This window comes from Streptomyces sp. R818 (genome assembly GCF_056172735.1).
The window spans coordinates 196,977-219,404 of record NZ_JAOCNE010000016.1 but is presented as its reverse complement, the minus strand read 5'-3'; the positions used below and the strand labels follow the sequence as shown (position 1 = coordinate 219,404).

Annotated in this window: 8 protein-coding genes; 7 read left to right on the top strand and 1 reads right to left on the bottom strand. The window is 72.4% G+C overall.

The genetic code is table 11. The features are described from left to right. Positions 1-40: 40 nt before the first annotated feature. Complete coding sequence (locus N5I75_RS39445; protein WP_476685275.1) at positions 41-373, bottom strand: thioesterase domain-containing protein; 333 nt, start codon at positions 371-373, stop codon at positions 41-43. Positions 374-1,163: 790 nt separating this feature from the next. Between N5I75_RS39445 and N5I75_RS39440 the strand changes: the two genes are divergently transcribed. The 7 genes from N5I75_RS39440 (at position 1,164) to N5I75_RS39410 (ending at position 22,426) form a co-directional block, all read left to right on the top strand. After that, entirely contained in the window at positions 1,164-1,379 is a 216-nt protein-coding gene (locus tag N5I75_RS39440; protein ID WP_394425963.1) for an MbtH family protein, read from the top strand. A gap of 184 nt (positions 1,380-1,563) precedes the next feature. Then, entirely contained in the window at positions 1,564-2,508 is a 945-nt protein-coding gene (locus N5I75_RS39435) for an LmbU family transcriptional regulator (protein ID WP_476685274.1), read from the top strand. A gap of 27 nt (positions 2,509-2,535) precedes the next feature. Further along, positions 2,536-4,131 carry an amino acid adenylation domain-containing protein gene (locus tag N5I75_RS39430; protein ID WP_476685273.1) on the top strand — a complete coding sequence of 532 codons (1,596 nt, stop codon included), beginning with the start codon at positions 2,536-2,538 and terminating at the stop codon, positions 4,129-4,131. Positions 4,132-4,167: 36 nt separating this feature from the next. Next, positions 4,168-4,401, top strand: coding sequence for an acyl carrier protein (locus N5I75_RS39425; RefSeq protein WP_476685272.1), 234 nt, complete (start codon positions 4,168-4,170; stop codon positions 4,399-4,401). Between the two features lie 131 nt (positions 4,402-4,532). Further along, complete coding sequence (locus tag N5I75_RS39420) at positions 4,533-5,720, top strand: NAD(P)/FAD-dependent oxidoreductase (protein WP_476685271.1); 1,188 nt, start codon at positions 4,533-4,535, stop codon at positions 5,718-5,720. Positions 5,721-5,756: 36 nt separating this feature from the next. Further along, on the top strand, positions 5,757-13,535 hold the full coding sequence (locus tag N5I75_RS39415; RefSeq protein ID WP_476685270.1) for an amino acid adenylation domain-containing protein: 7,779 nt from the start codon (positions 5,757-5,759) through the stop codon (positions 13,533-13,535). Between the two features lie 11 nt (positions 13,536-13,546). Further along, the gene (locus N5I75_RS39410) at positions 13,547-22,426 is read left to right on the top strand and encodes a non-ribosomal peptide synthetase (RefSeq protein ID WP_476685269.1); all 8,880 of its coding nucleotides are present in this window, start codon (positions 13,547-13,549) and stop codon (positions 22,424-22,426) included. Positions 22,427-22,428: the final 2 nt, after the last annotated feature.

Sequence of the window (22,428 nt, the reverse complement as noted above, 5' to 3'; positions counted from 1 at the left end):
CAGCCCCGTGTAGTCAAACGCAAGATGTCCAACTACAGGCTCAAACGGACCGAACACCGGACCTGCCCCCAGCCCGCCCGCGGCGGTGTCCAGGCCGTCCGCATCCAACGACCCCAACCCGCGAATCCGTAAAGCAACGGCATTGGGCGTAGGGGGCCTCGGGCGAGGGCTTGATGGCGCCGAGGAGGAAGTCGGCGAGGCGCCCGGCGTCCGGGATCGGCGCGAGGTCCATGAGGTGGCCGTGCCCCGGCGCGTCGAGGAGCCGCACGTCCCACGTGTCCGGCAGCCCGGCCGGCCAGTGCCGGAAGGGCACGTGCGAGCCGCCCGCGTGATGCAGGACGAACAGCCGCAGCTCCGGTCGAGTACGCCCCATCGTTGCTCCCCCTCGACTCGGCCTCGCGTCTGGATCTTCGCGCGGCCACGACGACGCCCGGCACTTCCCCATACCGAAGGGGCATGGGGCCCGGCCCTCGCCGCACGCCCTGGGCACGCACCGAGGTCGCGCAGTTCCCCGCGCCCCTGGGCGTGCGCACTGCGTGCGCTGCCTGTCGGTTCGTGGGCGAGTGCCGCTTTCGTCGTGGCTGGTCGCGCCGTTCCCCGCGCCCCTGAAGGCAGCGGCTTCGCCGCGCCTTCGAAGGTCCCGGTCGCCGACGCGCCGAGCGCCGAGTCCACGCGTCCGGGCCGGGCACCGAGCCCGCGCACGGCATGCACCCGGGCCGCACAGCGAAGCCGCGCACGGGGCGCCGCCCCATGTCCCGCGCGACCACCGACGGCCCGGCGAAAGGCCCCCGGGCCACCGTCGCACCTGCCGACGATAGTGCGTTCGGGCGTCGTACGGGCCTGCCCTCCAGGGCCCCTCAGCCCGCCCCCGACCACGCGTCGAGCCGTTCTGCGGCCCGCTCCCGAAGGCGCCGCGCGGGTGGGCTCCAGAACCGCTTGAGCCCGGGACGACTCGGCTCTTCGGCTCTTGTAGGCGCCTCGTCCGGGTCCCTACGGTGACGTGGCAGCGCCGGGGTGGCCCGACGCCGACGTCCGGTTCGCCGGACCCCGCGTCCAGGGCCGACCGGATGACGCCGAACGGCGAACGTGCCTGGTGGCGTCGCGCATCCGGCCCGCCGCATCGCAATCCCGGACCATTCCATGACGGTTAAGGACGGTGCCCGTTGAGCACGAACCCCTTCGATGACGAGGACGGCCGCTTCCACGTTCTGATCAACGACGAGGAGCAGCACTCCCTCTGGCCGGCGTTCGCCGAGGTCCCCGCGGGCTGGCGCGCCGTCTTCGGCGAGGCGTCCCGGGCCGAGTGCCTGCAGTACGTCGAGCAGAACTGGACCGACCTGCGGCCCAAGAGCCTCCAGGACGCGATGGCGGGGGACTGACCCCGCCCCGAGCCCGGAGGACACAGAGCCCGCACAACACTGGATGGGGGAGATGAACGTGGCGACGGGCGCCGTGAGAACCGCGAGCAGACACGGGACGAGGCCGGTGGCCGGTGGCGGTGCGCCCGCGCGCGACGTGCTCCCGAACTTCGTCGGGACACCGGCGAAGGTGCGGAAGTCGGGGATGACCTTCCCGCAGAACCTGCCGGAGCGGGCCTGGGAGGAGATCGGCACCAACCTGCGCGAGCTGGTGAACTCCTCCGCGTGGTGGCTCGCCGACTGGCTGCTCTTCGGGGAGGCCACCTACGGCTGGCGCCGGTACAAGGAGGCCATCGAGCGCACCGGCCTCGACTACCAGACCCTGCGCAACTACGCGTGGGTGGCCCGGCGGTTCGAGCACCACCGCAGGCACGACGCCCTCAGCTTCGCCCACCACGCCGAGGTGACCCGGCTCTCGCCGCCCGAGCAGGACTACTGGCTGCGCCGGGCCGAACAGCAGAAATGGTCGCGCAACGAACTGCGCAAGGCGGTCCGCGCCGCACTGGCGGCGCAGAGCGACACCCCGCCCGCCGGCACCACGGCCCCGGGCCCCGCTGTGGCGGGCACGTCGGCAAGCGGCCCCGCTGTCGCGGGTACGTCGGCAAGCGGCTCCGCTGTCGCGGGTACGTCGGCCACTGGCACGTCGGCCACCGGCCCCGCTGCCATGGGTCCGTCAGCCACCGGCCCCGCTGCTATGGGTCCGTCAGCCACCGGCCCCGCTGCCACCGGCCCCGCTGCCACCGGCCCCGCTGCCACCGGCCCGTCGGCCACCGGCACCCCGGCCATGGGTACATCGGCCACCGGCACATCGGCCGACGGCGCCTCGTCCACCCCGGCCAGAGACACCCCGGCCACCGGCACCCCGCTCCCCGGCACCCCGGACACCGGCGCCACAAGCACAGGCGCTCCGGCCGCCACCACCCCGGTCACCATGGTCGCCGCCGACGGCCATGCGCAGGTCACCACCCTCACCATCGAGCTCTCCGCCGGCCAGCTCGCGTACTACTCGAAGGCCGCCGCGGCGCACGGCCTGCCCGTCGACAAGTGGGTCACCCAGGTGCTCGACACCGCCGACCGGCGATCCGCCTAGAGGGACCCCTCACATCGGAGTCAGTTGATGATCCTTCAGGGAAAGCGGGTCGCCCTGCCCCCGGCGCCCGTCGTCCACCACCGGTTCGAGGCGAACGCGGCGGCCACGCCCGACGCCCCCGCCGTCGTCCGCGCGGGCGAGCACATGACGTACGCGCAGCTCGACGCCGCGGCCAACCAGTTCGCGCACTACCTCATCGAACGCGGCCACGGGCGCGGCGCGAAGGTCGGTCTGTGCCTGGACTACTCCTTCGAGCTGCTCGTCGCCCTCCTCGGCACGCTCAAGGCGGGCGCCGCCTACGTGCCGTTCGACCCGGCCTACCCGGCGGCCCGCATCGAGCAGCTCCTCGGGCAGGTGCCCGGTCTCGCGCTGATCGTGGCGTCTGAGGCGACCGCCCCGATGGTCGCCGCCGCCACCGTCGACGTCGTCGACCTGGAGCGGCTCTCCGACACCCTGGACGGCCTGCCCGCGAGCAGCCCCGGCGTGGAGGTCACCGGGGACGACATCTGCTACGCCGTCTTCACCTCGGGCTCGACCGGCACGCCGAAGCTGACCGCCGTGTACCACGAGGGCTGGTTCAACCTCATGAACTGGCTGCAGCTCGAGTACGGCCTGCACAGCGGCTCGCACAACCTGGTCGTCAGCGCGTTCGGCTTCGACCTGTCCCAACGCGCCCTGATGACACCGCTGTTCTGCGGCGCGACCCAGCACCTCATGGCGAGCCGGAACTTCGACGCCATGATGGCCTACCGCGTCCTCAAGGAGCACGACATCCGCGTCGTGCACTGCGCCTCCAGCACCCTGTACGTCCTCGTGGACTGGGAGACCGCACGCGGCGGCGACGCGCTCACCCGCCTCGACTACATCCTCTTCGGCGGGGAGGCGCTCAAGCCCGAGCGGCTCACCCAGTGGACGCGCCGCGAGGGCAACAGGTGCACGCTGCTGCACCAGTACGGCGTCGCCGAGTGCACGGACGTCGCGACCTCCTACGACCTCTCCGCCGCCTACCGGCCCGGCGAGCACGCCATCGCCCCGGTCGGCAGGCCCGCGTACAACACCGACATCCACCTGCTCGACGAGGAGCTGCGCGGTGTCGCACCGGGGGAGTCCGGCGAGATCTGCATCGCGGGAGCGGGTGTCGGCGCGGGATACCTCGGCGGCTCGGGACCCGAGAACGCCAAGTTCACCACCGTCGTGATCGACGGCGCCCCGGTCCGGCTGTACCGCACGGGCGACCGCGGCCACGTCGACGCCTCCGGCCAGCTCGTCGTCGCGGGCCGGATGGACGCGCAGGTCAAGGTGCGCGGCATGCGGATCGACCCCACCGACATCGAGCGGGCCCTCGGCCGGCTGCCCGGTGTCCGGGAGGCCGCCGTCGCGGTCACGCCCGGCGCGGCGGGGGAGGCCGAGCTGACCGCCTTCATCGTGCCCACGCGGCACGAGCTCACCGAGGACGACGTACGCCTCGGGCTGCTTCGCGTGCTGCCGCGGAACATGGTCCCGGCCCGCTTCGTGAACATCCTCCGCCTTCCGCTCAGCCCGCACGGAAAAGTCGACCGCGCGGCGCTCGTCGCGTCGCTGGAGAAACACCACGCCCTCACCACCAGCGGCACCGCGGCATAAACGGCGAAGGCCATTCCCACGAACGGAAGGAAAGCGATGATCGCCGACCGCGTGCACGCCATTTGGTGCCGGGAGCTCAAGCGCGACACCATTTCGCCCGACGACGATTTCTTCGCCCTGGGCGGTCAGTCCGTCATCATGGTGCGGATCCAGGGCGCATTCATGGACGAGCTGGACGTCGAGGTCCCGATGGACCAGATGTTCCTCAACCCGACGGTGGCGTCCATCTCCGCATACATCGAATCGCTGCGTGCCGGGGCCTCCCGGTAACAGGGCCTGCCCCATCCTGAGTTGTGTCCCGCCGGCGGGACACCGTGATTAGCATCGACATCAGATTTCCGGCTGCTGCCGAGTTGTGCAAAAAACCACCCGGTAAAACCACCTGGTAAGAGAGGAGAGCCATGTACGACGTGATTGTCGTAGGTGCCCGGTGTGCGGGTTCGCCGACAGCCATGCTCTTTGCGCGGCAGGGTTATCGTGTCCTGCTCCTGGAAAAGGCGAATTTCCCGCAGGACACGCTCTCCTCGCACTACATCCACATGCAGGGAATGTCCCTGCTCAACCGCTGGGGCCTGCTCCCCAAGCTCGCCGGCGCGGGCTGCCGGAAGATCACCCGGCAGAGCTACGAGGGCCCGGGCGTCCGTATCGAGGGGTTCTCCCTGCCGCTCGACGGCGTCACCTACACCTACGCGCCGCGCCGGTACGTGCTCGACCCGCTGCTCGCGGAGGGCGCCGTCGAGGCGGGCGTGGAGTTCCGGCAGGGGTGCGCGGTCAAGGACCTGGTGTGGGAGGACGACCGCGTCGTCGGCGTCCGCTACTCGACGCCCGGCGGCGCCCTCGCGGAGGAGCGGGCCCGCCTGGTCGTCGGCGCGGACGGCATGCGCTCGCTGGTCGCCCGCAAGGCGGGCGCGCCCCACGTCATCGAGCACCCGCGCGTCACCTGCACCTACTACAGCTACTGGGCCGACGTGCCCGCGGACTTCGAGCTGTACGAGCGCCCCGGCCGCTGGATCGGCGTCATCCCGACCAACGACGACCTCACGCTGCTCATGACGTACTTCCCGCAGGAGGAGTACCAGGACGTCCGCAAGGGCGTGGAACCCTTCTACCTCGACACCTTCCGCACCACCGCCCCCGATCTTTACGAGCGGATGCGCGCGGGCCGGCGCGTGGAGCAGCTCTACGGCACCGGCCACCAGGAGAACTTCTTCCGCAAGGCGTACGGGCCGGGCTGGGTCCTCGTCGGCGACGCCGTCACCCACAAGGACTCCATCACCGCCCGCGGCATCACCGAGGCGTTCGTCCAGGCGCAGGGCCTGACCGGCCACATCGGCGCGGACCTGCACGACGACGCCGCCCTCGACGCGGCGCTCGAACGCTACGAGCTCGACCTGAGCGGCGAGGCGCTGAGCCAGTACCAGGGCGCCCTCAACACGGCCGAGCTCAAGCCCGAGGGACGCACCGACATGCTGCGCAAGCTGGTCGGCCACCAGGAGCACATCGACCGGTACTTCTCGACGCTGTCGGGCGCGTGCTCCATCGACGACTTCTACAACGACGACCTGTTGACCCTGCTCGACCAGAGCTGAGTGACGACCGCTTCCGGTCGCCGATTTGGAGACACAATGATCCCGTTGTCGTTCGCGCAGCGCCGGCTGTGGTTCGTGGACCGCTTCGAAGGCCCCTCGCCGACCTACAACGGCGCCTTCGCCCTGCGGCTGACCGGTGACCTCGACGTACCGGCGCTGCGGGCGGCGCTGTGCGACCTCGTCGACCGGCACGAGGCCCTGCGCACGGTGATCGTCGAGGGCGGCGACGGTGTCCCGCACCAGCAGGTCCTCGCCTCCGGGGAGCGCCCGTTCGAGCTGGGGCTCGTCGAGGTCACGGGCGAGGAGGAGCGGGCCGCGGCGGTCGACGCGGTCGCCACCGAGATATTCGACCTCGCCGCCGACATACCGATCCGCGCCCGCCTCGTGCGCAGTGCGCCCGGCGAGCACACCCTGGTCGTCGTGGCCCACCACATCGCCGTGGACGGCGAGTCGTTCGGGCCGCTGTTCCGCGATCTGACCACGGCGTACGCGGCCCGGCGCGAGGGCGCCGCCCCGGCCTGGGAGCCGCTGCCCGTCCAGTACGCGGACTACACGCTGTGGCAGCTCGACGTGCTCGGCGACGAGTCCGACCCCGACAGCGTCGCCGCCGGACAGCTCGCCTACTGGCGCGAGGCGCTGGCCGACCTGCCGCAGCCGATCCAGCTGCCGACGGACCGCCCCCGCCCCCGGGTGCTCACCCCCGGCGGCGACCGCGTCCCCTTCGCCATCGACCCCGCGCTGCTCGGCGCCGTGGAGAAGCTGGCCATGGAGGCCGACGCCACGGTGTCGATGGTGATGCACACGGCGCTCGCCGTGCTCCTGCACCACCTCGGCTGCGGCGACGACCTGCCCATCGGCGCCCCCATCACGGACCGCACCGACGAGGAACTGCGCGACCTCATCGGCTTCTTCGTCAACACCTGGGTGCTGCGCGCCGACGTGAGCGGCAACCCGACCTTCCGCGCCCTGCTCGACCAGGTCCGCGAGCGGTCCCTGGCCGCGTACGACAACCAGGACATGCCCTTCGAGCGGCTCGTGGAGCTGCTCAACCCGGACCGCTCCACCGCGTACAACCCGTTCTTCCAGGTGATGCTCTCCTGGCAGCCGCCCGTGCCGGACCTGGAGATACCGGGCCTCGCCGTGCGCACCGAACGCCTGGAGACGGCCACCGCCAAGTTCGACCTCTTCTTCGACCTGCTGCCGGACCGCTCCGGCGGCGCCCAGTGCCGCCTGGAGTACTCCACGGCCCTGTTCGACCGGTCCACGGCCGAGGCCCTCGCGGGACGGTTCGTCCGCGTCCTGGAGCGGCTCGTCACCGACGCCGGGCGCCCGATCGGCACCGTCGACGTCCTGGACGACGCCGAGCGCGCGCGCCTGATCGCCCCGCTCGACGCGGCCGCCCCGGTGGCCCGGGAGACCGTGCCCGGCCTCTTCGAGCGGCAGGCGGCGCTCACCCCCGACGCCCCGGCGCTCGTGTGCGACGGCCGGACCCTGACCTACCGCCAGCTCGACGACCGCGCCAACGCCGTCGCCTGGGAGCTGATCGCGCGCGGCGCGGGCCCCGAGGACCTGGTGCTGCTCGCCCTTGAGCGCACCGAGGACCTGGTGGCCGGGCTGCTCGGCATCCTCAAGTCCGGCGCCGGATACGTGCCGCTGGACCCGCAGTACCTCGCCGGCCGCGCCGAGAGCGTGCTCGCGCAGGCGGCCCCCCGCTTCGCGGTCACCGACACCGCGACCTGGCGGCAACTGCCGTCGGCGGACGGCATCACGGCCGTCGACGTCGACGAGCGGGCGCAGTGGGACACGCCGCGGGGCGCCCCCGACGACACGGCCCGCACCAGGCCGCTCGATCCGGACCACACGGCGTACGTGATGTTCACCTCCGGCTCCACGGGCAAGCCCAAGGGCGCGACCCTCACCCACCGCGGCATCGTCAACGGCGTACGGGAACTGGTGCGGGTGCTCGACGCGCCCGCCGGGTGGCGGATGCTCGCGGGCACCTCCGTCAACTTCGACGTCTCCGTCTTCGAACTGCTCACCACGCTGTCCACCGGCGGCACCGTCGAACTGGTCCCGAACGCCCTGGCCCTCGCCGAGCGCGACAGCTGGGACGGCCACGTCATCAGCGGCGTCCCGTCGGTCCTCGCCGAGCTGGTGCCGCACCTGCACAAGGCGCCGGAGGTCCGCTCGGTCGTCCTCGCCGGAGACGTGCTGCCCGGACGCCTGGTGGGCCAGATACGCGAGGCGCTGCCCGGCGTCCAGATCGTCAACTCCTACGGCCAGAGCGAGAGCTTCTACGCCACCACGTTCTCCCTCGCCGCCGCCGACGACTGGTCGGACGGCGACGTGGCCCCCATCGGCACCCCGCTGGGCGGGATGCGTGCCTACGTCCTCGGCCCCGGCCTCGCCCCCGTACCGCAGGGCGTGATCGGCGAGCTGTACGTGGCCGGTGCCTGCCTGGGCCGTGGCTACCACGGCCGCCCCGGCCTGACCGCCGAACGCTGGGTCGCCGACCCCTACGGCGCCACGGGCGAGCGCATGTACCGCACCGGCGACCTCGCCCGCTGGACCGCCGACGGGCAGCTGGAGTGCGTCGGCCGTGGCGACGGCCAGGTCAAGGTGCGCGGCTTCCGCATCGAGACCGCCGAGGTCGAGGCCGCGATCACCGCGCACCCCGGCATCAGCGAGGCCGTCGTCATCAGCCGCGAGGTACCGGCCGGCGGCAAGCGGCTCGTCGCCTACGTCGTGCACACCGGCGAGGGCGGCGTCGGCGACGACGGCGCGGGCGGCATCGGCGACGTCGACGTGCTCGCCGGGGCGTCCGCCGCCGAGCTGCGCACCTTCGTCGCGGCGCGCCTTCCCGACTACATGGTTCCCTCCGCGTTCGTGGCCCTGGGCCGCCTGCCGCTCGGCCCGACCGGCAAGCTCGACCGCGCGGCGCTGCCCGAGCCGGAGTTCCTCGGCGAGACGTACCGGCAGCCGCGCACCGAGGCCGAGCAGATCATCACCGCCGCCTACGCGGACGTCCTCGGCGTCGACCGGGTCGGCATCGACGACGACTTCTTCGCGGTCGGCGGCGACAGCCTGCGCTCCATCCAGGTGGTGGCCCGCGCCCGCGCCCGCGGACTCGAACTGTCCACGCGCGAGATCTTCGAGTGCCGCACGGCCGCGCGGCTCGCCGAGGCGGCCGCCGCCCGGCAGGGCCGCACCCCGGTCCTCGCCGAGCTGGACGGCGGCGGCGTCGGCCCGCTGCCGCTGCAGCCCGTGGCCCGGGAGGTGTTCGCGCACGGCGGCGGGACGAACCGTTTCGCCATGTCGATGGTGCTCGAACTCCCCGAGACCGCCGACGCGGACGGCCTCGCCGCGACGCTCGACGCCGTCCTCGACACCCACGACCTGCTCCGCTCCCGCCTCGTCCAGGGCGACGAACCCATCCTCGTCGCCGCCGCGCCCGGCACCGTACGGGCGGCCGGACTGCTGCGGCGCGTCGACTGCGACGGCGACTGGGAGGCACCCTCCGCGCTCGCCGCGGCCAAGGCCGAGCTGTACGACGCGGTCGGCCGGCTCGACCCCGAGGCCGGGACGATGGCGGACTTCGTCTGGTTCGCCCCGCCGTCGGGCCCCGGCCGCCTCCTCGTCGTCCTGCACCACCTCGTCGTCGACGGCGTCTCCTGGCGCATCCTGATGTCCGACCTCGCCGAGGCCTGGCAGCACGTCCGCGACGGCCGCACCCCCGAACTGCCCGCCGTCGGCACCTCCGCCCGCCGCTGGGCGGCCGCGCTCCAGGACGAGGCGTTCAGCGAGGAGCGGGAGGCCGAGCTCGACCACTGGCGCGAGGTCCTCGAAGGCCCCAACCCGCCGCTCGGCGCCCGCGCCTTCGACCCGTCCGTCGACGTCTGGTCCACCGTCGAGACCGTACGGGTGCAGCTGCCCGCCGACGTCACCGAGGCCGTCCTCACCGAGCTGCCCGCCGCGTTCCGCGCCACCGGCACCGACGTCCTCCTCGCCGCCCTCGCTCTCGCGGTCAACCGCTGGCGCGGCACCGACGAGTCGACCCTCGTCCGCCTCGAAGGACACGGCCGCGAGGAGGAGGCCGTCCCCGGCGCCGACCTGTCGCGCACCGTCGGATGGTTCACCACGATGTACCCGGCCCGCGTCGACGTCTCCGGCGTGGACACGGCGGGTGTGCTCGCGGGCGGCCCCGCCGCCGCCCAGGCCGTCAAGCGCGTCAAGGAGCAACTGCGCGCCGTCCCCGGCAAGGGCCTCGGCTACGGTCTGCTCCGCCACCTGAACGCCGAGACCGCCGAGCAGCTCGACGACCTCGCCGCACCACAGATCGGCTTCAACTACCTCGGCCGGATCACCGACAGCGACGTGCCCGAGCACCTGCGCACCGACGGCTGGGGCCCCTCGGCGTGGTCCGCCGAACTGATCGCCGAGCCCGACCCGGACCTCCCCGCGCTCTCCGCCCTGGAGGTCAACTCCGTCGTCACCGACACCCCCGACGGCGCCCGTCTCCAGGCCGCCTTCATGTTCCCGACCGGAGTGCTCACCCGCGAACAGGCAAGCAAGCTGGCCGAGTTGTGGGTCGAGGTCCTGAACGGCATGGCCGCGCACGCCGCGAGCGGGGAAGCCGGGGGCCTCACCCCGTCGGACGCCCCGCTGGTCACGGTCGGCCAGGCCGACATCGAGACCTGGGAGGAGCGCTACGGCCGCCTCGCCGAGGTGTGGCCGCAGGCCCCGGGCCAGTCCGGCATCCAGTTCCAGGCGGCCCTCGCCGACGGCAGCTTCGACGTCTACCACATGCAGTTCGTCCTGCACCTGTCCGGCGCCGTGGACCCGGAGCGCATGCGGGCGGCCGGACAAGCACTCCTGGAGCGCTACCCCAACCTGCGCTCCGCGTTCCTCACCACCGCCGAGGGCGAGCCGGTCCAGGTCGTCGCCGAGGACGTCACGCTGCCCTGGCGCCACCTCGACCTGACAGGGAGGACCGAGGAGGAGCAGGACGCCCAGCTCGACGCCGCCCTCGCCGCCGACCGCGGCGAACAGCTCGACCCCGCACGGCCGCCGCTGCTGCGCCTGGCCCTGCTCACCTGCGGCCCCCGGCAGTCCAAGCTCATCATCACCGCGCACCACACCCTCTTCGACGGCTGGTCGTCGCCGCTGGTCATCACCGACCTGATCCGGCTGTACGGCGACGCCGGCGCGCTCGGCCCCGTCCGCTCCTACGGCGACTACCTGGCCTGGCTGTCCCGGCAGGACCGCGACGCCTCCGCCGCCCGCTGGAAGGAGGAGCTCGACGGCTTCGACCAGCCGACGCTCGTCGCCGCCGACCTCTCCGCCGACGGCGACGCGACGTCGCTCGGCCGCGTCGAGGTCCCGTTCAGCATCGACCAGGGCCGCGAACTGGCGCGCCGCGCCGCCGAGATGGGTGTCACGCTCAACACCCTCCTCCAGGGCGCCTGGGCGATCCTGCTCTCCAAGCTCACCGGCCAGCGGGACGTGGTCTTCGGCGCCGCCGTCAACGGCCGCCCCGCCGATCTGACCGGCTCCGACGAAATGGTCGGCCTCTTCATCAACACCCTGCCGACGCGGGCCGAGTGCCGGCCCGGGCAGAGCCTCGCCGACGTCATCACGAGCCTGCAGAACCGGCAGATCAGCCTGCTCGACCACCACTACTACGGCCTCGCCGACATCCAGCGCGGCACCGGCCTGCCCGCCCTGTTCGACACGATCGTCGTCTTCGAGAACTACCCGATCGACCGCGAAGGCATCATCGAGGCGAACGACTCGGCGGGCCTCACCATCGACGCCATCCGCCCCTTCGCGGGCTCCCACTACCCCCTCACCCTCAACTCCTCCGACCCCTACCTGCGGCTCTCCCTGGACTACCAGCGCAACATCTACCGGCGCGACGCGGCCGAGACCGTGGCCGCGCGTCTGGTCCGCGTCCTGGAACAGGTCCTCGAAGACCCGACCATGCTGGTCGGAGCGGTCGACGTGCTCGGCGACGACGAGCGCGACCAGCTCCTCCACCGCGTCAATGACACGGCGCGTGAGGTGGCGGCGGGGACGTTGCCGGGTGCTTTTGAGGCGCAGGTGGTGCGGTCGCCGGATGCGGTGGCGTTGGTGGGTGAGTCGGAGTCGTTGTCGTATGCGGAGTTCAATGCGCGGGCGAACCGTCTTGCGCATTGGCTGATCGAGCAGGGGGCGGGTCCGGAGTCGTTGGTCGCGGTGCGGATTCCGCGGTCGGTGGATCTGCTGGTGGCCATTTACGCGGTGGTGAAGTCGGGTGCGGCGTATGTGCCGGTGGACCCGGAGCTGCCGGCGGACCGGGTGCGGCATGTGCTGGACGTTGCCCAGCCGTTGTTGGTGCTGGATGAGGTGCTGCCGGATGTGGCTTCGTATCCGGAGTCCAATCCGGTGGTGGGTCTCCAGCCGGATCATGCCGCGTATGTGATCTTCACGTCGGGTTCGACGGGGGGTCCGAAGGGTGTGCAGGTGGCGCACCGTTCGATCATGAACCGGCTGGCCTGGGGCCTCGGGTATTTCGAGGTCGGTCCCGAGGACCGGGTGCTGCTGTCGACGACGGCCAGTTTCGATGTGTCGGTGCCGGAGTTGTTCGCGGCGTTGCAGGTGGGCGCGGCGATAGTCATCGCGCGGCCGGACGGTCGACGCGACCCCGCCTATCTGGCGGAGTTGATCCGGCGTGAGGGGGTGACGGGGGCGGACTTCGTGCCCTCGTTGCTGGAGGTGTTCGTCGCTGAGCCGGGGGCGAAGGAGTGCACGAGCCTGCGGTGGATCGAGGTGGCGGGTGAGGCGTTCCCGCCCGCGCTGGCCAACAAGGTCACCGAGGTGCTGCCGCAGTGCGGTGTGTACAACCTCTACGGTCCGACCGAGGCGTCGGTGGAGGTGACCGCCTACCGGCATGTGCCGGGTGCGGACCGGGTGCCGATCGGGGCGCCGGTGTGGAACACGCAGGTGTATGTGCTGGACGCGGCGCTGAAGCCGGTCGCGCCAGGTGTGGCGGGTGAGCTGTATCTCGCGGGTGCGGGCCTCGCACGCGGTTACCTCGGGCAGACGGGCCTCACGGCGGGCCGGTTCGTGGCCTGCCCCTTCGGCGAGCCGGGCGCCCGGATGTACCGGACCGGTGACCTGGTGCGCTGGTCGCACGACGGGCAGGTCGAGTACATCGGCCGGACCGACTTCCAGGTCAAGGTCCGCGGCTTCCGCATCGAACTCGGCGAGATCGAGCAGGCCCTCACCGGTCACGCGGACATCGACACCGCCGTCGTCGTCGTGCGCGAGGACCGGGACGACGACCAGCGCATCGTCGCCTACGTCGTACCGGCAGGCACCACAGCACCGGGTGCGCTGGACCTCACCGCCCTGACCGACCACGTACGGGCCCACCTGCCCGAGTACATGGTCCCCACCGCGATCGTGCCGCTCGCCGAGCTGCCGACCACGACCAGCGGAAAGCTCGACCGCAAGGCGCTGCCCGCACCGGACCACACCGAGGCGGAGACCGGGCGCGGACCGCGCAACCACAACGAGGAAGTGCTCTGCCGGCTCTTCGCCGACCTGCTCGGCCTTCCGGAGATCGGCATCGACGCCGACTTCTTCGACCGCGGCGGGCACTCCCTGCTGGCCACCCGGCTGACCGGCCGGATACGCAATGAGCTTCACGTCGACGTGAAAGTCACGACGGTCTTCCGTCATCCGACCGTCGCCCAACTGGCGGTGCAGATAGAGGAACTGGCCACGTCGAACCGCCCCCGGCTGCGTCCCCAGCTGGGCATGACGACCGTTTAGGAGAAGCGTCGATGATCCCCTTGTCCTTCGCCCAGCGGCGGATGTGGTTCCTGCACCGCCTGGAAGGGCCGTCCGCGACGTACAACATCCCGTTCGTGCTGCGTCTGGACGGGGCGCTCGACACCGCGGCCCTGGCCGCCGCGGTCACGGACGTCGCGGACCGGCACGACAGCCTGCGCACCCTGGTCAGCGAGAACGCGGACGGCACGCCCGAGCAGCGGGTCCTGCCCTCCGACGAGGCGGTCCTGCCCTTCCGGGTGGCCGACGTGGCCCCGGACGACCTGGACGCCGTACTGCACGAGGAACTGGTCACCGGTTTCGACCTGGAGACCGAACTCCCGCTGCGCACCACCGTGTTCCGCCTCGCGCCGCAGGAGCACGTCCTGGCGTTCGTGTTCCACCACATCGCCGCCGACGGCTCCTCGATGGCCCCGTTCCTCAAGGACCTGGTCGCCGCGTACACGGCCCGCCACGGCAGGACCGCCCCGCAGTGGGCGCCGCTGCCGGTCCAGTACAAGGACTACACACTCTGGCAGCGGCAGCTCCTCGGCGAGGACGGCGACCGCGAGAGCGTCGCGGCCCCGCAGATCGCCTACTGGCGCAAGGAACTGGACGAGGTGCCGCAGCCGACGCAGCTCCCGCTGGACCGGCCGAGGCCCACGATCGTCGGACACCGCGGCGGCCACGTCGCGTTCCTGCTCGACTCCGACCTCGTCTCCCGGCTCGGCAAGGTGGCCGCCGACCGCGGCGCCACCGCCCCGATGGTCGCCCAGGCCGCCCTCGCCGTCCTGCTGAACAAGCTCGGCGCGGGCGAGGACGTCACCATCGGCAGCCCGATCGCCGGACGCACCGACGAGGCGCTGAACGACCTGGTCGGCTTCTTCGTCAACACCTGGGTGCTGCGCGCCGACCTGTCGAAGAACCCGTCCTTCGGCGACATGGTGGAACAGGTCCGGGACAAGGCCCTGGCCGCGTACGACAACCAGGACGTCCCCTTCGAGCGGCTCGTGGAGCTGCTCAACCTGGAGCGTTCGACCTCCTACCCGCCGCTGTTCCAGACGATGCTGGCCTGGCAGTTCGTGTGGCCGGACATCGAGATACCGGGCCTGGAGGTCACCCCCGTCCCGGCCGGCACCGACACCGCGAAGTTCGACCTCTTCTTCAACATCGTCCCCGACGCCTCGGGCCGCGCCCACGGGCGCCTCGAGTACGCGGCGGACTTGTTCGACCACTCCACGGCGGTCGCCGTGGTCGACCGTCTCGTCCGCATCCTGGAGCAGGTGGCCGCCGACCCCGGCGTGCGCCTCGGGGACGTCGACGTCCTCGACCAGGGCGAGCGCAAGCTGCTCCTCACCGACTGGAACGCCACGGCGCGTGAGGTGGCGGTGGGGACGTTGCCGGGTGCGTTTGAGGCGCAGGTGGTGCGGTCGCCGGATGCGGTGGCGTTGGTGGGTGAGTCGGAGTCGTTGTCGTATGCGGAGTTCAATGCGCGGGCGAACCGTCTTGCGCATTGGCTGATCGAGCAGGGGGCGGGTCCGGAGTCGTTGGTCGCGGTGCGGATTCCGCGGTCGGTGGATCTGCTGGTGGCGATCTATGCGGTGGTGAAGTCGGGTGCGGCGTATGTGCCCGTGGACCCGGAGCTGCCGGCGGACCGGGTGCGGCATGTGCTGGACGTTGCCCAGCCGTTGTTGGTGCTGGATGAAGTGCTGCCGGATGTCTCGGGCTATGCGGAGTCGAACCCGGTGCGGGAGCTGTCTCCGGACCACGCCGCGTATGTGATCTTTACGTCGGGTTCGACGGGTGGTCCGAAGGGTGTGCAGGTGGCGCACCGTTCGATCATGAACCGGCTGGCCTGGGGCCTCGGGTATTTCGAGGTCGGGCCGCAGGATCGTGTGTTGCTGTCGACGACGGCCAGTTTCGATGTGTCGGTGCCGGAGTTGTTCGCGGCGTTGCAGGTGGGCGCGGCGATAGTGATTGCGCGGCCGGACGGGCGGCGTGACCCCGCCTATCTGGCGGAGCTGATTCGGCGTGAGGGGGTGACGGGGGCGGACTTCGTGCCTTCGTTGCTGGAGGTGTTCGTCGCCGAGCCGGGGGCGAAGGAGTGCACGAGCCTGCGGTGGATCGAGGTCGCGGGGGAGGCGTTCCCGCCCGCGCTGGCCAACAAGGTCACCGAGGTGTTGCCGCAGTGCGGTGTGTACAACCTCTACGGTCCGACCGAGGCGTCGGTGGAGGTGACCGCCTACCGGCATGTGCCGGGTGCGGACCGGGTGCCGATCGGGGCGCCGGTGTGGAACACGCAGGTGTATGTGCTGGACGCGGCGCTGAAGCCGGTCGCACCGGGTGTCGCGGGTGAGCTGTATCTGGCCGGTGCGGGCCTGGCCCGCGGTTATTTCGGGCAGACGGCGTTGACGGCGGGCCGGTTCGTGGCCTGCCCCTTCGGTGAGCCGGGCGCGCGGATGTACCGGACCGGTGACCTGGTGCGCTGGTCGCACGACGGGCAGGTGGAGTACATCGGGCGGACCGACTTCCAGGTCAAGGTCCGCGGCTTCCGCATCGAACTCGCCGAGATCGAGCAGGCCCTCACGGACCACCCCGGCGTGGCCCAGGCCACCGTGGTGGTCCGCGAGGACCGCGAGGGCGGCAAGCGCCTCGTCGGCTACGTCGTCCCGGACCCGGGCGCCGCCGTCGAGGACGCCGACGACCAGCAGGACGACTGGCGCGAGCTCTACGATGACAGCTACCGGGCCTCCGAGGACGAGGCGTGGGGCGAGGACTTCCAGATGTGGACGTCGTCGTACGACGGCGAGCCGATCCCCGTCGAGCAGATGCGGCAGTGGCGGGACGCGGCCGTCGCCCAGGTGCTGCGGTACGCGCCCCGGCGCGTCCTGGACATCGGCGTCGGCTCCGGTCTGCTCCTCGCCAAGATCGTCGGAGAGGTCGAGGAGTACTGGGGCACCGACATCTCGGCCCCCGTCGTGGAGCGCGTCACCGCCCAGGCCGAGCGGTTCGGGTTCGGCGACCGGGTGCACCTCAGCGCCCGTACCGCCGACGAACTGTCCGACCTGCCCAAGGGCCGCTTCGACACGGTGGTCCTGAACTCCGTCGCCCAGTACTTCCCGAGCGCCGAGTACCTCGACCACGTCCTGAGCCAGGTCATGGAGCTGCTCGAACCCGGCGGCCGCATGATCGTCGGCGACGTGCGCAACGCCTCGACGCTGCGCGTCCTGCTCACCGCCGTCCAACGCGCCGCCCACCCGCACGCGTCGCACGACGAACTGCGGACGTTCGTGGAGAAGGAGCTGCTCGCCGAGCGCGAACTCGTGGTCCCCCCGGAGTGGTTCGCCGCCTGGGCGGCCCGGAACTCCGTCGCCGTGGACATCCGCCTCAAGCCGGGGGAGGCGCACAACGAACTGACCCGGCACCGCTACGAGGTCGTCCTGCACAAGGCGCCCGCCGACGTGCTCGACCTCTCCGGGCTGCCGGAGGTGCCGTGGGGCGGACAGCTCGCCACCCCCGCCGACCTGGCGGCGCGTACGGAGGACGGACCGGTGCGCGTCACCGGCATCCCCTCCACCCGGCTGTCCGAGGAGGCCGCCGTCGCGGTCGCCGCAGGGCTCCTGGACCCGACGGCGCTGCCCGGCGAAGCGGTCGACCCGCACGAGCTGACCGAGTGGGCCCGCGCCCACGGTCTGACGGCGGTCCTCACGCTGTCGGGCGAGGACCCGCGCTGCTACGACGCGCTGCTGCTGCCCGCGCTGCCCGCCGAGGCCGCCGTCACCGGCACGTTCGTCACCACCGACGCGGGTCGGCGCGCCCGGCCCAACACCCCGGCCCTCGCCAAGGCGATCGGCCCGCTGCTCGCCGGACTGCCCGACTACCTCACCGAGCGGCTCCCCGGCTACATGGTGCCCGCCGCGCTCGTGCCGCTCTCGGAGATCCCGCTGACCCCGAGCGGCAAGCTGAACCGGCGTGTGCTGCCGCCGCCGGACTTCGCGCAGGCGTCGACCGGACGCGCGCCGCGCAACCGGATCGAGGAAGCCTTCTGCGCGCTCTTCGCCGAGGTGCTCGGCCTGCGGACCGTCGGCATCGACGACGACTTCTTCACCACCGGCGGCGACAGCATCCGCTCCATCCAGGTCGTCGCCCGCGCCAGGGCGCTCGGCATGGCCGTCTCCACCCGCGAGGTCTTCGAGCACCGCACCGTCGCCCGCCTCGCGGAACTCGTCGAGAGCCGCGACGACGCCCGCGTGACCCTGGCCGAGCTGCCCGGCGGCGGCGTCGGCCGGTCCCCGCTGCCCCCCATGGCGGCGCACGTCCTCGAACTGGGCGGCGGCTTCGGCCGGTTCTCCATGTCCGGGATGCTGACCCTGCCGGGCGACATCGACCGCGCGGGCCTCCTCGCCACGCTGCGGGACCTCCTCGACCGGCACGACGTGCTCCGCTCCCGGCTCGACCGGGACGAGTCCGGACTGCTGATCGCGCCGCCCGGCAGCGTCGACCCCGCCGGACTGCTGCGCGACATCCCTCTCGACGGCGCCGACGTGCACGCCGAGCTGGACGCCGCCGCGGGCCGACTCGACCCGGACGCCGGGATCGTGGCCCAGTTCGTCCGGTTCACCTCCGACACCGACGCCGACCGGCTCCTGATCGTCCTCCACCACCTCGTCGTGGACGGCGTGTCGTGGCGGATCATCGTGCCCGACCTCGCCGCCGCCTGGCAGCGGGTCCGTGACGGCGCCGCGCCGCAGCCCGTGCAGGGCACCTCTCTGCGCCGCTGGGCGCACGCCCTGGCCGACCTCGCGGCGGACGAGGAGAAGGCCGCCGCGCAGCTGCCGGTCTGGCAGGAGATCCTCAGCGGCGACGAGCCCGTGCTCGGCGCCCGCGCGCTGGACCGCGCACAGGACGTCGCGGCCACCGTGGACACCGTCCGCGTCCAGCTCCCCGCCGGCGTCACCCGGACCCTGCTCACCCACGTCCCCGCCGTCTTCCGCGGCAGGGTCGACGACGGACTGCTCGCCGCACTCGCCCTCGCCCTCACCCACTGGCGCCGCACCCGCGGCGAGTCGGGCTCCTCCGCGCTCGTGCGTATGGAGGGCCACGGCCGCGAGGAGCACGTCGTGCCCGGCGCCGACCTGTCGGGCACGGTCGGCTGGTTCACCTCGGTGTTCCCGGTGCGCCTGGACCTGGCAGGCGTCGACGTGGCCGACGCGCTCGCCGGCGGCGCCGCCGCGGGCCGCGCCCTCAAGGCCGTCAAGGAACAGCTCCGGGCGGTTCCGGACAACGGCATCGGCTACGGCGTGCTGCGCCACCTCAACGCGGAGACCGGCGCCGTCCTCGCCGCCGCACGCGAACCGCAGATCGGCTTCAACTACCTCGGCCGCACCTCCGCCGCCCCCGCCGGGCAGGAGGGCGCGGGCTGGACCCCGGACAGCACCTACCAGGACCTGATCGCCGCGCCGGACGCCGACATGCCGGTCCTCTCCGCCCTGGAGATCAACGCGGTGGCCACCGACACCGGTGACGGCGACGAACTGACCGCCTACTTCGGCTTCCCGACCGGGGTCCTGACCCGCGCCGAGGTCACCGAACTGGCCGGCCTGTGGGTGCGGGCCCTGACCGCGCTCGCCCAGTACGCGGAGACGGACGACGCCGGCGGACTCACCCCCTCCGACGCCCCCCTGGTCGACGTCGACCAGGAGGCCATCGACGGCTGGGAGACCCGCTACGGCGCGCTCGCCGAGATCTGGCCGACGACCCCCGCCCAGTCCGGCATCCACTTCCACACCCAGATGGCCGGATCGTCGTTCGACGCCTACCACATGCAGCTCGTCTTCCACCTCTCCGGCGACGTCGACGCCGAGCGGATGCACCGGGCCGGGCAGGCGCTCATCGAGCGCTACACCAACCTCCGCGCCGCCTTCGTCGCCAAGGCCGACGGCGACATCGTCCAGGTCGTGCCCGCGCACGGGGTGACCCTGCCCTGGCGCCACCTCGACCTGACCGCCGTCGCCGACGCCGAGGCGACCGACACGTTCGAGGAGTTCCTCACCCAGGACCGGGCCGAACACTTCGACATGGCCGCCCCGCCGCTCATGCGGCTCGCCCTCGCCGTGCTCGAACCCGGCCGCGCCGAACTCGTCGTCACCGCCCACCACATCCTCTTCGACGGCTGGTCCATCCCCCTGCTGATGCAGGACCTGCTGCTGCTCTACGCGGCCCACGGCGACCCGTCGGGACTGCGGCCCACCCGCAGCTACGGCGAGTTCCTGGCCTGGCGGGCCCGGCAGGACGAGGCGGAGGCGGCCCGCGCCTGGGCCGCCGAGATCGCCGGAGTGGAGGAGCCGACGCTGCTCGCGCCCGGCTCCCAGCACACCGACGACGGCCTCGGGCAGGTCGAGTTCGCGCCGTCCGCCGAGGTGTCGGCCCGGCTCGACCGGCGCGCCGCCGAGCTGGGCGTCACCGTCAACACCGTCGTCCAGGGCGCCTGGGGCCTGCTGCTCGGGCAGCTCACCGGCCGCCGCGACCTGCTGTTCGGTGCCACCGTCTCCGGCCGCCCGCCCGCCGTGGCGGACGTCGAGACGATGGTCGGGATGTTCATCAACACCCTGCCCGTCCGCGTCGAGTACGCCCCCGGCGACACCTTCGCCGAGGTCCTGACCCGGCTGCAGGAGCGGCAGGCCGCCCTGATGGACCACCACCACCACGGGCTCGCCGAGATCCAGCAGGCCGCCGGGCTGCCGTCCCTCTTCGACACCCTGGTCGTCTTCGAGTCCTACCCGGTCGACGAGGAGGGCATCAGCGCCGCGACCGAGGCCGCCGACGGCGTCGCCTTCACCGGCCTGCGCCCCTCCAACGGCACCCACTACCCGCTGGGCCTGATGGCGGCGGTCGAGCCGAACCTCCAGTTCATCCTCCAGTACGCGCACGGCGTGTTCGACCAGGAGACGGTGGAGGCGTACGCGGCCCGCCTGCTCCGCATCCTGGAGCAACTGGCCGACGCCCCCGACCGGAAGGTCGCCGGGCTCGACGTCCTGGAGCCGGCCGAACGCGAGCGGCTCTTGGTGGAGCTGAACGCCACCGACGCCCCGACCCCGGACACCACGATCCCCGGCCTCGTCGAGGCCCAGGTCGCACGGACCCCGGACGAGGTCGCCGTCATCGCCGAGGGCGTCTCGCTCACCTACCGCGAGGTGAACGCCAGGGCCGACCGGCTCGCGCGGGAGCTGGCCGGACGCGGCGTCGGCCCCGAGTCGCTGGTCGCGGTGTCCCTGCCGCGCACCGCGGACCTGGTGGTCGCCCTGCTCGCGGTCCTGAAGGCGGGCGGCGCCTATCTGCCCGTCGACCCCAAGTACCCCGGACACCGCCTGGCGGCGATCCTCGGCGAGGCACGCCCGCGCCTGGTCCTGACGGACACGGCGACCGCCGGGACGCTGCCGGAGCACGACGCCCCGAACCTCCTCCTCGACACGCTCGACCTGTCCGGCCCGGCCGGAGGTGACGGGTCGGTTCCCGAACTCCCGGTCAGCTCGCAGCAGTTGGCGTACGTGATGTACACCTCCGGCTCCACGGGCAGGCCGAAGGGCGTCGCCATCACCCACGCCAACGTGGTCAACGGCGTGCTGCGCCTCGCCGACCGTGTGGGCATGGCGCCGGGCAAGCGGATCCTCGCGGGCACCTCGGTCAACTTCGACGTCTCCGTGTTCGAGATCTTCACGGCCCTCGCGGTCGGCGGCGTCGTCGAACTGGTCCGGGACGTCCTGGTCCTCGGCGAGCGGAAGGAGGGCTGGAGCGGCGGCGTCATCTCGACCGTCCCGTCCGCCTTCGCGGAGCTGGTCGACGAGATCGCGGGACGCACCGACGTGGAGACGCTCGTCTTCGCCGGTGAAGCACTGCCCACGGCGCTGGTGGCGAAGGTGCGCAAGGCGCTCCCCGGCGCCCGGATCGTCAACGCCTACGGGCAGAGCGAGTCGTTCTACGCCACCACCTGCGCCGTCACCGATCTCACCGGCGCGCCGGGCGACGCGGCGGGCAGCGCGCCCGTCGGCACCCCGCTCGGCAACATGCGGGTCTACGTCCTCGGCCCCGGCCTGACCCCGGTGCCGCCCGGCGCCGTCGGCGACCTGTACGTCGGCGGCAGCGTCGGCCGCGGCTACCACGGCCGCACCGCGCTGACCGCCGAGCGCTTCCTCGCCGACCCGTTCGGCCCGGCGGGCGCCCGCATGTACCGCACCGGCGACCTGGTCCGCGTCAATGCCGAAGGACAACTGGAGTACGCGGGCCGCGGCGACGCCCAGGTGAAGGTGCGCGGCTTCCGCATCGAGCCCGCCGAGGTCGAGGCGGCGCTCACCGCGCACCCCGGCCTCGCGCAGGCCGTCGTCATCGCCCGCGACGGACGCGGAGACGGCGCGGGCAAGCTGCTCGTCGCCTACGTCGTGCCCACCGGCGACCGATCGTCCGCCCCGGACACCAGGGAGCTGCACGCCTTCGCCTCCGAGCGGCTCCCGGAGTTCATGGTGCCGTCCGCCTTCGTCACCCTGGACCGGCTTCCGCTCGCCCCCAACGGCAAGCTGGACCGGGCCGCCCTGCCCGATCCCGAGTACACCGGCGCCGCCTACCGGGAGCCCTCCACCGCCCGTGAGAAGGGCCTGGCCGCGCTCTTCGCCGAGGTGCTCGGCGTGGACCGGGTCGGCGCCGACGACGGGTTCTTCGAGCTCGGCGGGCACTCCCTGCTCGCCACCCGGCTGATCAGCCGGGCCCGCGCCGAGATGGGCGTCGAGATACCCATCCGCAAGATCTTCGACCTTCCGACGGTGGCCGCGCTCGCCGCGTGGACAGAGGAACTGGCCGCTCCCCGTCGTCCCGGACTGCGCAAGATGTTCGTAGAGGAGTGAAG